Source organism: Mycobacterium sp. (assembly GCF_019247615.1).
GTDB lineage: Bacteria > Actinomycetota > Actinomycetes > Mycobacteriales > Mycobacteriaceae > Mycobacterium.
The window spans coordinates 1-12,027 of record NZ_JAFBAT010000181.1 but is presented as its reverse complement, the minus strand read 5'-3'; the positions used below and the strand labels follow the sequence as shown (position 1 = coordinate 12,027).

The window sequence follows — 12,027 nt, the reverse complement described above, 5'->3', positions numbered from 1 at the left end:
GGTGGCCTGTGCCCGCCCCGTCGATACCGCGGCGCTGCTTGTGTCCGGCGGCTCGGTGCCGGAGCCCGTGTCTTCGGAGTCGGCGTCCGGATTTTCCGGAACGTCTTCCAACTCTTCTTCGGGCTTCTTGCGGAGTCCCTTGTCCATGGGCTCGGCCATCAGTCCACATACCTCGGCGTGGGCGGGGCAGGTGCCGGGCCGAGAACCGTTAACCACTTGCGGTACAACGTGTTCCACGTGCCGTCTCGACGGATGCGTTCCAGCGTGCCGTTGACGAACCGGACCAGTCCGGTGTTGTTCAGGTTGATCCCGATGCCGTAGGGCTGGGTGGCCATGTTCGGTCCGACGATGTGCAGGTAAGGGTCTTCCTCGACCAGCCCGGCGAGGATCGAGTCGTCGGTGCTCACGGCGTCGATCTCCCGCTGCTGCATGGCCACCAGGCAGTCGGCCCAATTGACTACGGACACAATGACCGGCGGCGGGTCGATCTGCTGGATCCGGTGCAGCGAGGTGGTCCCGCGGGCCACGCAGACCCGCTTGGCGGACAGGTCACTCACCTTGGTGATCGACGAGTCGCGGGGCGCGAGAATCCGCTGGCTGGCGTCGAGGTAAACGGTGGAGAAGTTCACCAGCTTGCGTCGCTCGCAGGTGATGGTCATGGTCTTGACGACGACGTCGACCTCGGAGTTCTGCAACGCGGTGATGCGCTCTTCGGACGACAGAATCCGATACTCCACATGTGACGGCGCCCCGAAGATGTCGCGCGCGATCTCGCCGGCCATGTCGACGTCGAAACCCGTGATTTCGCCCGTGATGGGGTCGCGGAAGCTGAACAGGTTGCTGCCGATGTCGAGGCCGACCACCAGCCTGCCGCGGGCCCGGATGTCGGCGACTGCGGCGTCGGCCTCGGGCTTGGTGGCGAAGGGCCGAAGGCTGGCGGTCGCATCGCAGCCCTTGGTGGGGTCGTCGGGTGGCAGCGGTGGCTGTGGCGGCATTTGCTCCATGCCGACCGGCGTGGGCGGCGGCAATGTGGGCGGGGTGATCACCGCCAGCGATTCCGGGTGGCTGCATCCGGCCACCAGGACCAGCGCGGCGAGCATCGCCACACCGGAGGCGGCCGCCCGCCGGAGCCCGGGCAGGCGGAGTAGCCCGGGCATCACCGATACTCCTTCAGCCGGGGCCATAGCCCCAGCGCCACCGCGATGGCGGCACCGAGGCTCAGCACCACGCCCCCGACCTGTGCGCCGGACAGCCCGTTGCGCGCGTTGAGGATGTCGTTGCGAAGTTGAGTGCGGCTTTGCTCCATGGCCCTGCCCAACTCGTCTTCCAGCTTGTCGAACGCCGGGGTGGAGTCCTGCTCACCGCTGCCCAGGGCGACCTGGGTGGCGGCTCGGTAATTGCCCACAGCGATGTAGGAGTTGATCCGGTCGTTGGCCTGGCGCCAGCGAAGCAGCAGCTGATCGGCGCCTTGCAGGTCGGGCTTGTCGACGGCGTCGGGGCGGGCCATGTACGCGTCGAGCTGTTGATGCATGGAGTCGATGCGCTGGTAGAACGACTGCTTGCGGATCTCTTCGTCGCCGCGCCGGATCAGTGACAAGGTTTCGTCGGCCCGGGCCTGCTGGGCGGTGATGGCGACGTTCGTGACGGTCCGCAGCGACTCGGCCGCCGTGTTCTTGGCGCTCCGACTGGCCGTCGTGGAGATGGTTAGCGCGGTTCCGACCCATACCACCATCACGAGAATACCGAGCGCGCCGACGACCAGTCCCGGGTTGATCCGGCGCCTGGTGCGCCTGGCCAGCCAGCGATGAGAGAAGGCGCCGAAGACCACGGTGCTGGCAACGACGAGGATCACGGGAGCCGGGAAGTGCGTGGACGCCGTCGTTTCGCTGTCCACCCGCTCCGAGGTCGCGTGGTACAGCTGGGCCGCGTCGGGCAGGATCGTCGATTGCATGAGTCCCGAGGCCTCCGAGAGGTACGACGACCCGACCGGGTTGCCCTCGCGATTGTTGGTCCGCGCGATTTCGATCAGCCCGGTATAGACGGCGAGCTCGGCGTTGATCCTGCCCAGCAGCTCCACCTGCGGTTCGTCGGTCAGCCCGCTCGACGCCCGGGTCACGGCCACCGCGGCATCGGTGATGGCCTGCTCGTAGCGCTGCCGGACCGGTCGCGGCTCGGCCTGGGCGATGAACGCGGTCGCCGCGGCGGCGTCGGCCACCGACAGCGTGGTGTAGAGCCTTCCGGCCGCAAACGAGAGCGGCTCGGTGTGGTTGACCACCGTCGTCAGCACCTGTTGGCGGTGGTTGATGGTCGTCGAGGTAGCGAAGGCGCTGGAGACGCCGAGGGCCGCCAGCACGATGCCGATGGTCAGGATGAGGCCGGGAGTCGTCGAGATGAACCACCACCGGGGATGGGCCGGCTCTGCCGGCGACCGCGACCCCTTGGGCTCGGTCGACGGGTGCGCCAGCTCAACCGTCACGTCTGATCAGCCCTCATGCCCTCGGCCCCTGAAAAACGTACGCGATCGCTGCACAACCCGGATAAGCGGATTCTAAGAGAATGTGCGGACGGATGGGGGGAGGCCGACGCGATTGGACCGGGAGGTCCGAATATCTCCAAGTATGTAAGGCCTGCATATTCTTGAAGCCGTGCAGGGCGACGGTGACGGATGGGTGATATCCGACAACGGCGCCCAGTACTGGGGCCGGTACGGGGCCGCCGGCCTGCTGTTGCGGGCCCCGCGGCCTGACGGCACCCCCGCCGTGCTCCTGCAGCACCGGGCTGTGTGGAGCCATCAGGGCGGCACCTGGGGCCTGCCGGGCGGGGCCCGAGACAGCCACGAAACCCCGGAGGAAACGGCGGTCCGTGAAGCCCGCGAAGAGGCCGGGCTGCCGGCCGAGCTGCTGGCCGTGCGCGGCGCGGTCATCACACACGCGGTCACCGGGATCTGCGGCACTCATTGGAGCTACACCACCGTCGTCGCCGACGCGACCGAGTTGCTGCACACCGTGCCCAACCGGGAGAGCGCCGAGATGCGCTGGGTCGCCGAGAGCGAGGTGCACCACCTGCCACTGCACCCCGGATTTGCGGCCAGCTGGCATCGGCTGCGCACAGCCCCGGCGTTGTTGCCGCTGGACCACACCGACGAGCGACGGCATCACCTGCCACGGACCATCGAGGTCGAGACCGGCGTATTCGTCTGGTGCATGCCGGGCGACCCGCTTCGGACCGACCAGGCGCCGTCCCTGCTGAGCCGGCGGATCAGCTCGCTGCTGCGAGCGCCGAGCTGAGTTGTTCGGCCGCGGCCCGGGGGTCTTCGGCTGCGGTGATCGCGCGCACCACCACGATTCGCCGGGCACCTGCATCGAGCACCTGGGGCAGTCGCCTCGTGTCGATGCCGCCGATCGCGAACCACGGCTTTTCGGTCCCGAGGCCCGCGACGGCGCGCAGCAGCTCTAGGCCCGGCGCCCCGCGACCGGGTTTGGTGGGGGTGGGCCAGCAGGGCCCGACGCAGAAGTAGTCGGCCTGGCTTGCGACCGCGGCGGCGACCTGCTCCCGGTCGTGCGTGGACAGTCCGATCAGCGTCTCGGTCCCGACGATCTCGCGGGCCGCGCTCAGCGGCAGGTCCCCCTGCCCCAGGTGCAGCACATCGGCGCCCGCCGCGCGGGCGATGTCGGCGCGGTCGTTGACCGCGAACAGGGCGCCGTGCCGCCGGGCTGCGTCGGCCAGAACCTCGCACGCCGCCAGCTCGTCGCGCGCCTCGAGCGGCCCGAACCGCTGCTCACCTGACGATCCCTTGTCGCGCAGCTGCACGATGTCGACTCCACCCGCCAGGGCGGCATCCGCGAACGCGGCCAGGTCGCCGCGCTCGCGGCGGGCGTCGGTACACAGGTAGAGCCTGGCCGCGGCGAGCCGGGAAGCCGCCCCGGCGACGATGCGGGCCGGCACGGCGCGAGAAGGAGCGGGGCCATCGGGAGCGTGGTGCACACGGCGACGCTAGCGCGCTAGCGTAGAACGCGAACAAGCTACACGCGGGAGTCCCGGGAGCGGGGCTGAGAGTGGGCACAACCGGAACGACGACTGGACCTGCCCTTACCGTCACACCTGATCCGGATCATGCCGGCGAAGGGAGGGCCCCACATGTCGGGGATGCCGTCGGAGCCCATCGGGTTGCTGGCCGTCATCGGCGGCGGCGTCATCGGGCTGTCGGTGGCGCGCCGGGCGGCGCGGGCCGGGTGGTCGGTGCGGGTCCATCGCACGGGTGACGCGGGCGCGTCCTGGGTCGCCGCCGGCATGCTGGCGCCCCACAGCGAAGGCTGGCCGGGTGAGGAGCGGTTGTTGCGGCTGGGATGCGAATCCCTGCGTCTGTGGCGCGAGGGCGGCTATTTGGAAGGGCTGCCCCCGCACGTGATCACCGCGCGCGAGTCGCTGGTGGTGGCCGTCGACCGGGCCGATGTCGGGGACCTGCGCACCGTCGCGGAGTGGTTGTCCGCGCAAGGGCATCCGGTGGTCTGGGAGTCGGCGGCCCGCGACGTCGAACCCCTGCTGGCACAAGGTATCCGGCACGGTTTCCGCGCTCCGACCGAACTGGCCGTGGACAACCGGGCGGTCCTGGAAGCGCTGAGCGTCGACTGCGAACGCCTCGGAGTTCGGTGGGCGCCGCCGGTGCCCGACCTGTCCGGTGTCGACGCCGACGCCGTGGTGATCGCCAACGGCATTGACGCACCGGCGTTGTGGCCCGGCCTGCCGGTGCGTCCGGTGAAGGGCGAAGTGCTGCGCCTGCGTTGGCGTAAGGGCTGTATGCCCTTGCTGCGCAGGGTGATTCGTGCTCGCGTGCATGGGCGCCAGGTGTACTTGGTTCCGCGAGCGGACGGGGTGGTCGTCGGTGCCACCCAGTACGAGCACGGACGCGATACCGCCCCCGTGGTGTCGGGGGTCCGCGATCTGCTCGACGACGCCTGTGCGGTGGTGCCCGCGCTGGGTGAGTACGAGCTGGCCGAGTGCGCCGCGGGACTGCGCCCGATGACCCCCGACAACCTGCCGCTCGTGCATCGCTTGGACGCCCGGACCCTGGTCGCGGCCGGTCACGGCCGATCGGGATTTCTGCTGGCCCCCTGGACCGCCGAACAGATCGTGTCCGAACTTGCCCCCGTCGGAGCGGCGCAATGATCGTCCTAGTCAACTCGCAACGGGTCGAGGTCGACGAGCACACCACGGTCGCCAGGTTGCTGGAGTCGCTGGGTTTCCCGGACAAGGGCATCGCGGTGGCCGTGGATTCCGCGGTGCTGCCCCGGTCCGGCTGGGCCACAAAACTTTCTGAGCTTTCCGGGGCGCCGGTGCAACTCGAGGTGGTGACGGCGGTGCAGGGTGGCTGAGCAGAAACTGATCATCGGTGACCGCACCTTCGCCTCGCGGCTCATCATGGGGACCGGGGGAGCGAGCAACCTGGCGGTGCTGGAACAGGCGCTGGTCGCGTCGGGCACCGAGCTGACGACCGTCGCGATCCGTCGCGTCGACGCCGAGGGCGGGACGGGATTGCTGGACCTGCTCAACCGACTCGGCATCACGCCGTTGCCCAATACCGCGGGGTGCCGCAGCGCGGCGGAGGCCGTGCTCACCGCGCAGCTGGCCCGCGAGGCGCTGAACACCAACTGGGTCAAGCTCGAGGTGATCGCCGATGAACGCACGCTGCTGCCCGATCCGGTCGAATTGATCCGGGCCGCGGAGCAATTGGTCGACGACGGGTTCGTCGTTCTGCCCTATACCAACGACGACCCGGTGGTGGCGCGGCGCCTCGAGGAGATCGGTTGCGCCGCGGTAATGCCGCTGGGCTCACCGATTGGTACCGGCCTTGGCATCACCAATCCGCACAACATCGAGATGATCGTCGCGCGGGCGGGCGTTCCGGTGGTCCTTGACGCGGGCATCGGTACCGCCAGCGACGCGGCTCTGGCGATGGAGTTGGGTTGCGACGCCGTGCTGTTGGCGAGCGCGGTGACCCGGGCGGCCGACCCGCCGGCCATGGCGTCGGCGATGGCAGGCGCCGTCAACGCCGGCTACCTGGCGCGGCGGGCCGGGCGAATCCCGAAGCGGTTCTGGGCGCAGGCTTCCAGCCCGGATAGGTGAAAACGCCTGTCGCGCTTTGCGGCTCAGATGTTGTCGGTTCGCCGAACCGATGCGATGCAGTGGCGGTCAGGTGTTGGACTGCCACCATTTGTAGAGCGGGCCGATATCGGTGCTGGACCCGCGAAGGTGACCCAGCATGTTTTTGCTGTCGGTCGTCCAGAGAATCACCGCGGCACCTTGGTAGCTGCCGCACGCCACCTGCCCGCCGGTCTGCCCGTTTTGCGACCAGGTCCCGGGTGATTGAACGCTGCCCCCGCAGTTGTTGAAGCTCATGTCCTTCAGGTTGGCGCTGTACGCGGCCGACAAATCGGTGCTGTTGCCGAAGAGCATGTAGACGGCGGCGGCCGGTCCGTTGGGGTCGGGGTTTTGCCCGCAATCGAACTCCGCCAGTTCTTTGGTGCCGCTCACGTCTCCCGATTTGCAATTGTTCGGGCCGTAGCCCTTCGCCAGCATTCCGGCGAGTGTGTTGATATCCGATGCGCTGCCGGTGTTGGGATCTGCGTTCGCCGGGGCGGTGCCCGCTAAGGCGAAGCCGCCGATGAGTGCTGCGGCCGACGCGGCTCGCAGCGCCTTGCTGAGATGAGACATCCTATGACTCCTCCGGTTGCCGGACCCCTGACGTGAGGAGTGTATTTGCGCCGTTCGCCGAAAAACAGCCCTTTTGCCTAAATAAGCTTTTACGGCACTCGCGTTGGGTACGCCCCCGAGGCCGGTCGGCGTGCGAACTCGCCTGCGGCTCAACGCCAAACTTCAGCCGTTGGTCAGCCACCATTTGTAGAGCGCCTGGACATCGCCGTTGGATGCGCGGATAAAGCTCATGACGTGCTTGGCGTCCGTGGTCCAGATGATCTGAGCGACACCCCCCTGTTGCTGCACGGTGGCGCAGGCCACCTGCCCTGCCGCATTGCCTTGTGACCAGGAAGCGGGCGACTGGGATTCCCCGCAATTGGTCAGCTTTATACCGTCTTGCTGAATGCTCCGTTTGAAGGTGCTGGCCATGGCGTCGGCGTTGGGAAAGAGGAAATACTGCGCTCCGGCCGGTCCGTTCGGATCGGGATTCTGGTTGCACGCGACCTGGGCTATCACATCGCTAGACAGCGGCTGCGGTGCGCAGTTGCTGAGGCTGTAGCCCTTCGACAGCGAGCCGGCGAGGGTGTTGACGTCCGAAGTGCTGCCGGTCCCGGGATCCGCTGCCGACGTGGCGGCGCCGGCCAAGGCGCAGGCTGCCGTCACGGTCGACGCGGCCGCGGCTGCGAGGGTAGTGATGAGGTGAGACATGGTTAACTCCTTAGCCATTCGCTCGCCACCACTGGTAGAGCGCCGCCACGTCATTGTTGGGTCCGCGGATGTAGCTCAAGATGTTCTTGGCGTCTGTGGTCCAGATGATCTCGGCGGCGTTCTGGTAAGTCCCGCATGCCACTGAGCCCGCGTTGCCGACATTGCCCTGGTGCCATGTGGTCGGTGACTGGCCACTGTCCCCACAGGACGTCAGGACATCGTCTTTGATGCTGGCCTTGAAGGAGCCGGCCAAGTTGTCGCCGTTGTTGAAAAGGATGTATTTCGCCTGGACGGGGCCGCTGGGGTCGGGGTTTTGACCGCAAGTGAGCGCTGCCAGTTCGCCGCTGGTGAGGTTCTGCGCGGTGCAGTTGTTGAGACCGTAGCCCTTTGACAACGAACCGGCCAGCGTGTTGATGTCGGCCGAGCTACCGGTGGTGGTCGGGTCCGCGATCGCGGTGCCGGCCCCCGCGGCGGCGAGACCGGCCGTGAAAACGGTGAGCGCCGCGGCTGGCAGCGCACTTCTGAGATGAGGCATCGTCGACTCCTTAAGTGTGCGTCGCTCACCCGGAACAGCGCTGTTTTCTCATGGGGATCGTAAGGCTATACCGCGGCTATGCAACAGATTCAACCGGAAATTGTCTGTCTGGACATCATTTGCGGCGCGTGGGAAATCGTTGCCAGAAATGGGTCGAGGCGATACCCGAGCCGTAACTCGTTGATTTTCAATGATTTCGAGGCGCATGCCGGGCCTGCCGGGGTGCGGGAGCCCGGAAGGGCGACGAGGTGAAGACGATGAATTTTGCTGAGGTAATGCCGTGGTCGCGGGGCTCGGGTAGGGTAAGCACCGCTTCAAGGCAGCTCACTCTCAGAGACTGGAGATCCCATGACACAGCCGCCGCCTCCGCCCGGTTACCCGCCGCAGCAGCCCGTCGGGGAGGCGCCGAAAAACTATCTGGTGTGGTCCATTCTGACGACGTTGTTCTGCTGCTTGATCCCCGGGATTGTCGCCATCGTCTTTTCCGCACAAGTCAACGGGTTATGGGCGCAAGGCCGCTACGCCGATGCGCAGAAAATGTCCAACCGTGCGAAGACGTGGGTCATCATCGCGGCCGTTCTCGGCATCATCCTCATAGCCATCAACGCGATCGCCTATTTTTCGGGTGCCTACAAGACTCCCGACACCAATGCGGCGATGCCTTTCGCGTTCTAGGCGCGGGTTGCGGTTGTGGTAACGCGTCAACGGTCTGTCCGGCTCGCTCTGGGCGCGCCGCTGATGGTGGCAGCGTCCGCGGCGGTGGTGTGCGCGGCCACCTGGGTGAGCGACCCAACGACGCCGGGCGGCCCCATGCCCGTATGCCCGACCAAGGCTCTGTTGGGTATCGACTGTCCCGGCTGCGGCAGCGCGCGAATGTTGTATTCGCTGATGCACGGCCATGTGCTGGCGGCCGCGCGGTTCAACGCGCTGGGGTTGGTGGCGCTCGCGCTGTTGGTGTGGGCGTACGTCGCGTGGACCTACGGACGGCTGACGGGTCGAAGGATCAGAAGCTGGCAGCACCAGCGATGGGCGGCGACGGTCACGCTGTCATTGGTGGCGGCTTGGTTTGTGCTGCGCAACATCCCGTTTGCGCCCTTCACCGAGCTACATGTCTGATCCCTGCCGACCAAGGACCATTGCGGCGGTGCTCGCCGCGGTCGCGCTGACCGCATTGCTGACCTGCTGCTCGCATCGGCCCGTCAGCTCGCCCCAGGCGACCGGCAACCCCGCCGCGGGCGAGTTCGCCGACGCGATGATGGCGCACCTCACCAAGCTTCAGGACATCGCCAACGCCAACAACGGCACTCGTGCGGTGGGCACTCCCGGGTACGAAGCCAGCGTCGATTATGTGGTGAACACGTTGCGCAACAGCGGTTTCGACGTCGAGACGCCCGAGTTCTCGGCGCGGGTGTCGCACGTCGACAAGCCGGCTGTGACCGTCGGCGGTAAGACCGTCGAGGCCCGCGCCCTGGAGTTCAGTATCGGCACCGCGGCGGACGGGGTGGGCGGTCCGCTGGTGGTCGTGCCGGGTGGCGACGCCTCCGGCTGCAACGGTTCGGACTTCGACGGGCTGACGGTGCGCGGCGCGGTGGTGCTGGTGGATCGCGGCACATGCCCGTTCTCCCAGAAGGAAGATGCGGCGGCGCAGCGTGGCGCCGTGGCGATGATCGTCGCCGACAATGTCGACGAGCAGCAGATGGGCGGCACCCTCGGCGCCGACACCCAGGTGAAGATCCCGGTGGTGAGCGTGACCAAGTCCATCGGGCTGCAGCTGCGCGCGCAGCCCGGACCGACCACGATTATGCTCACTGCGAGCGTCCAGAGTTTCAAGGCTCGCAACGTCATCGCGCAAACCAAGACGGGGTCCCCCACCGACGTGGTGATGGCGGGCGCGCATCTCGACAGCGTCCCCGAGGGACCGGGCATCAATGACAACGGATCGGGAGTGGCCGCGGTCCTGGAAACCGCGGTCCAGCTGGGCAGCGCGCCACGGGTGCACAACGCGGTGCGGTTCGGCTTCTGGGGCGCCGAGGAGCTCGGACTGATCGGGTCGCGCAACTACGTGGAGTCGCTTGACCTGGACGCCCTCAGAGACATTGCGCTGTATTTGAACTTCGACATGCTGGCCTCGCCGAACCCCGGTTACTTCACCTACGACGGCGACCAATCGCTGCCTACGGACGCGCGCGGACAGCCGGTGGTACCGGAAGGCTCGGCCGGTATCGAGCGCACGCTGGTCGCGTATTTGAAGTCGGCCGGCAAGACCGCACAGGACACGTCGTTCGACGGTCGTTCGGACTACAACGGGTTCACGCTCGCCGGTATCCCGGCGGGCGGGTTGTTCTCCGGCGCCGAGGCCAAGAAGTCCGCCGAACAGGCCAAGCTGTGGGGCGGGACGGCCGATGAGCCATTCGATCCCAACTACCACCAAAAGACCGACACCCTCGAGCACATCGACCGCACGTCGTTGGGCATCAACGGCGGTGGTGTCGCTTACGCTGTGGCGTTGTACGCACAAGACATCGGTGGGCGAAACGGGGTGCCGGCCATGGCCGACCGCACCCGTCACGTGCTCACCAAGCCATGATCGGGGACGTTATCCGTCGGCTGGGTTCCGTATTGGCGCTGGCCGGGCTGGTGGCGGGGTGCTCGTCGCCGCCTGCGGCGCCCCCTGCCGCGGCGCCGGATCTGGCTCGGACCTTGGCGGGGAAGGTCACCGCTGAGCGCATGATCACCCACCTGCGGGCGCTGCAGGATATCGCCAACGGCAACCGCGGGAACCGCGCAGCGGGCACGCCCGGTTACGATGCCAGCGTCGAATACGTCGCCAAGGCCCTGCGGGACAAGGGTTTCAAGGTCTCGACGCCCCAGTTCGACCGGCTGTACGCCGTTTCGCCGGGAAAGCCCGCGCTGACCGTGGGTGGCGGCAACTACCCCGTCGACCAGGCGTCGCAGTTGGTCGGCACACCGCCAGGCGGCCTCACCGGCCAGCCCGTCCGGCCGACGCAACCGTCAGGCTGCGCCCCCGGCGACTACCCGGCGTCGGCACCGAAGGGCGCGATCGCCATCGTCGACGACGCTCGCTGCTCGGTGGTCGACAAGCAGAAGAGCGCGGTGGCCAAGGGCGCGGCGGCGTTGATAGTGCTCAGCACACCCGGCGCGCAGGGGGCGCCGCCGACGCTGTTCACCCCCGGTTATTTCAAGCAGCTGACCGTGCCCGTGGCGGTCGTCGGCGCCAGCGGCGCTCGGGCGCTGGCAAGCAATACGGCGCCGGTCCGGTTGGTGCTCGACGCTCAGAACGTCATGATTACGTCGCGAAATGTCCTGGCGCAGACCGAAACTGGCTCAGCCAACGAGGTGATCGTGGTCGGCGCGCATCTCGACGGGCCGCGCGGCGGGCCGGGCATCAACGACAACGGGAGTGGGGTGGCCGCCGTCCTGGAAACGGCCCTCCAGCTTGGCCCGTTGGCTCCGGTGAACAACGCGGTGCGGTTCGTCTTCTGGGGAGCCGACGAGGACGAGCCCAACGGCGCCATGGATTACGTCTTCGGCCTCAACAGTGATCAACTCAACGACATCGCCATGTACCTGGACTTCACCGTGCTTGGTTCAAGCAATGCCGGCTTCTTCACCGACGACGGCGACCAGTCCGGTCCGCCATCGCCAGGCATCGCGTTCGCGGACGTGCCCGAGGGTTCGGCCGGCATCGAGCGCACACTGGCCGGCTACTTGTACCTGGCGGGGAAGCGGCCCGCCGACATGCCGCTGACGACGAGAAGCGACTACCACCCGTTCATGGTCGCGGGCGTGCCGATCGGGGGTGTGACAACCGGTACGTCGCAGGCGAAAACCGTTGTGCAAGCACGACTTTGGGGCGGCCGCGCCGGTGTCGCGTTCGACCCCGACTTCCAGGGCGCACGGGACACGGTGGAGAATGTCAACCGGGATGCCCTGGGGGTCATGGGTTCTGCTGCGGCGTTCGCGGTGGGCACCTATGCGGAGTCGATCGGCGGGGTCGACGGCGTTCCTCCGCACGACAAGCGGCATCGCACACGGGTGCCGTAGGGGGGCGGCTCGTGCCAAAGAAATCG

Annotated in this window: 14 protein-coding genes and 1 riboswitch; of the genes, 8 read left to right on the top strand and 6 right to left on the bottom strand. The window is 67.5% G+C overall.

The genetic code is table 11. The annotated features are described in order from the left end of the window. Positions 1-158 precede the first annotated feature (158 nt). Both JO059_RS12290 and glnX read right to left on the bottom strand, forming a co-directional pair. The gene (locus JO059_RS12290) at positions 159-1,157 is read right to left on the bottom strand and encodes a glutamate ABC transporter substrate-binding protein (protein ID WP_293319004.1); all 999 of its coding nucleotides are present in this window, start codon (positions 1,155-1,157) and stop codon (positions 159-161) included. Beyond that, positions 1,157-2,476, bottom strand: a complete 1,320-nt coding sequence (gene glnX, locus JO059_RS12285) for a protein kinase G-activating protein GlnX (RefSeq protein WP_293319002.1) — start codon at positions 2,474-2,476, stop codon at positions 1,157-1,159. The genes JO059_RS12290 and glnX overlap by 1 nt, the downstream gene beginning before the upstream one ends. 169 nt (positions 2,477-2,645) lie before the next feature. Here glnX and JO059_RS12280 point away from each other — a divergent pair, with 169 nt between their 5' ends. Beyond that, positions 2,646-3,287 carry an NUDIX hydrolase gene (locus tag JO059_RS12280; protein ID WP_293319000.1) on the top strand — a complete coding sequence of 214 codons (642 nt, stop codon included), beginning with the start codon at positions 2,646-2,648 and terminating at the stop codon, positions 3,285-3,287. On the opposite strand, the gene thiE is transcribed toward JO059_RS12280, so the two are convergent. Beyond that, positions 3,259-3,933, bottom strand: coding sequence for a thiamine phosphate synthase (thiE, locus tag JO059_RS12275; RefSeq protein ID WP_293319008.1), 675 nt, complete (start codon positions 3,931-3,933; stop codon positions 3,259-3,261). The genes JO059_RS12280 and thiE overlap by 29 nt on opposite strands. Before the next feature lie 85 nt (positions 3,934-4,018). Next, positions 4,019-4,145: riboswitch (TPP riboswitch) on the top strand. Position 4,146: 1 nt separating this feature from the next. On the opposite strand from thiE, the gene thiO reads away from it, so the two are divergent. The 3 genes from thiO to JO059_RS12260 are packed head-to-tail and all read left to right on the top strand — an operon-like array spanning position 4,147 to position 6,123. Further along, on the top strand, positions 4,147-5,166 hold the full coding sequence (gene thiO / locus JO059_RS12270; RefSeq protein WP_293319006.1) for a glycine oxidase ThiO: 1,020 nt from the start codon (positions 4,147-4,149) through the stop codon (positions 5,164-5,166). Beyond that, positions 5,163-5,372, top strand: a complete 210-nt coding sequence (gene thiS / locus JO059_RS12265; protein ID WP_293318998.1) for a sulfur carrier protein ThiS — start codon at positions 5,163-5,165, stop codon at positions 5,370-5,372. The genes thiO and thiS overlap by 4 nt, the downstream gene beginning before the upstream one ends. Continuing rightward, positions 5,365-6,123 carry a thiazole synthase gene (locus tag JO059_RS12260; RefSeq protein WP_293318996.1) on the top strand — a complete coding sequence of 253 codons (759 nt, stop codon included), beginning with the start codon at positions 5,365-5,367 and terminating at the stop codon, positions 6,121-6,123. Before thiS ends, JO059_RS12260 begins: the two co-directional genes overlap by 8 nt. Positions 6,124-6,189: 66 nt before the next feature. On the opposite strand, the gene JO059_RS12255 is transcribed toward JO059_RS12260, so the two are convergent. The 3 genes from JO059_RS12255 to JO059_RS12245 form a co-directional block, all read right to left on the bottom strand. Beyond that, positions 6,190-6,711 carry a serine/threonine protein kinase gene (locus JO059_RS12255; RefSeq protein ID WP_293318994.1) on the bottom strand — a complete coding sequence of 174 codons (522 nt, stop codon included), beginning with the start codon at positions 6,709-6,711 and terminating at the stop codon, positions 6,190-6,192. 162 nt (positions 6,712-6,873) lie between these two features. Continuing rightward, on the bottom strand, positions 6,874-7,401 hold the full coding sequence (locus tag JO059_RS12250) for a serine/threonine protein kinase (protein ID WP_293318992.1): 528 nt from the start codon (positions 7,399-7,401) through the stop codon (positions 6,874-6,876). A gap of 10 nt (positions 7,402-7,411) precedes the next feature. Continuing rightward, positions 7,412-7,936 (bottom strand): serine/threonine protein kinase, encoded by a 525-nt coding sequence (locus JO059_RS12245; RefSeq protein ID WP_293318990.1) that lies wholly within the window; start codon positions 7,934-7,936, stop codon positions 7,412-7,414. 348 nt (positions 7,937-8,284) lie between these two features. Here JO059_RS12245 and JO059_RS12240 point away from each other — a divergent pair, with 348 nt between their 5' ends. Genes JO059_RS12240 through JO059_RS12225 form a run of 4 tightly spaced genes read left to right on the top strand, consistent with a single transcriptional unit; the run spans position 8,285 to position 12,001 of the window. Beyond that, on the top strand, positions 8,285-8,611 hold the full coding sequence (locus JO059_RS12240; RefSeq protein WP_293318988.1) for a CD225/dispanin family protein: 327 nt from the start codon (positions 8,285-8,287) through the stop codon (positions 8,609-8,611). Between the two features lie 15 nt (positions 8,612-8,626). Next, the gene (locus JO059_RS12235; protein ID WP_293318986.1) at positions 8,627-9,052 is read left to right on the top strand and encodes a DUF2752 domain-containing protein; all 426 of its coding nucleotides are present in this window, start codon (positions 8,627-8,629) and stop codon (positions 9,050-9,052) included. After that, on the top strand, positions 9,045-10,523 hold the full coding sequence (locus JO059_RS12230; protein ID WP_293318984.1) for a M28 family metallopeptidase: 1,479 nt from the start codon (positions 9,045-9,047) through the stop codon (positions 10,521-10,523). The genes JO059_RS12235 and JO059_RS12230 overlap by 8 nt, the downstream gene beginning before the upstream one ends. After that, positions 10,520-12,001, top strand: a complete 1,482-nt coding sequence (locus JO059_RS12225; RefSeq protein WP_293318982.1) for a M28 family peptidase — start codon at positions 10,520-10,522, stop codon at positions 11,999-12,001. Before JO059_RS12230 ends, JO059_RS12225 begins: the two co-directional genes overlap by 4 nt. Positions 12,002-12,027: the final 26 nt, after the last annotated feature.

What these genes read in the sequence shown, in the direction of transcription:
- JO059_RS12225 (WP_293318982.1), top strand. Translation starts at nt 10,520, where the DNA reads ATGATCGGGGACGTTATCCGTCGGCTGGGTTCCGTATTGGCGCTGGCC.
- JO059_RS12250 (WP_293318992.1), bottom strand. Translation starts at nt 7,401, where the DNA reads ATGTCTCACCTCATCACTACCCTCGCAGCCGCGGCCGCGTCGACCGTG.
- thiO (WP_293319006.1), top strand. Translation starts at nt 4,147, where the DNA reads ATGCCGTCGGAGCCCATCGGGTTGCTGGCCGTCATCGGCGGCGGCGTC.
- JO059_RS12255 (WP_293318994.1), bottom strand. Translation starts at nt 6,711, where the DNA reads ATGTCTCATCTCAGCAAGGCGCTGCGAGCCGCGTCGGCCGCAGCACTC.
- thiS (WP_293318998.1), top strand. Translation starts at nt 5,163, where the DNA reads ATGATCGTCCTAGTCAACTCGCAACGGGTCGAGGTCGACGAGCACACC.
- JO059_RS12230 (WP_293318984.1), top strand. Translation starts at nt 9,045, where the DNA reads ATGTCTGATCCCTGCCGACCAAGGACCATTGCGGCGGTGCTCGCCGCG.
- JO059_RS12245 (WP_293318990.1), bottom strand. Translation starts at nt 7,936, where the DNA reads ATGCCTCATCTCAGAAGTGCGCTGCCAGCCGCGGCGCTCACCGTTTTC.
- JO059_RS12290 (WP_293319004.1), bottom strand. Translation starts at nt 1,157, where the DNA reads ATGCCCGGGCTACTCCGCCTGCCCGGGCTCCGGCGGGCGGCCGCCTCC.
- JO059_RS12240 (WP_293318988.1), top strand. Translation starts at nt 8,285, where the DNA reads ATGACACAGCCGCCGCCTCCGCCCGGTTACCCGCCGCAGCAGCCCGTC.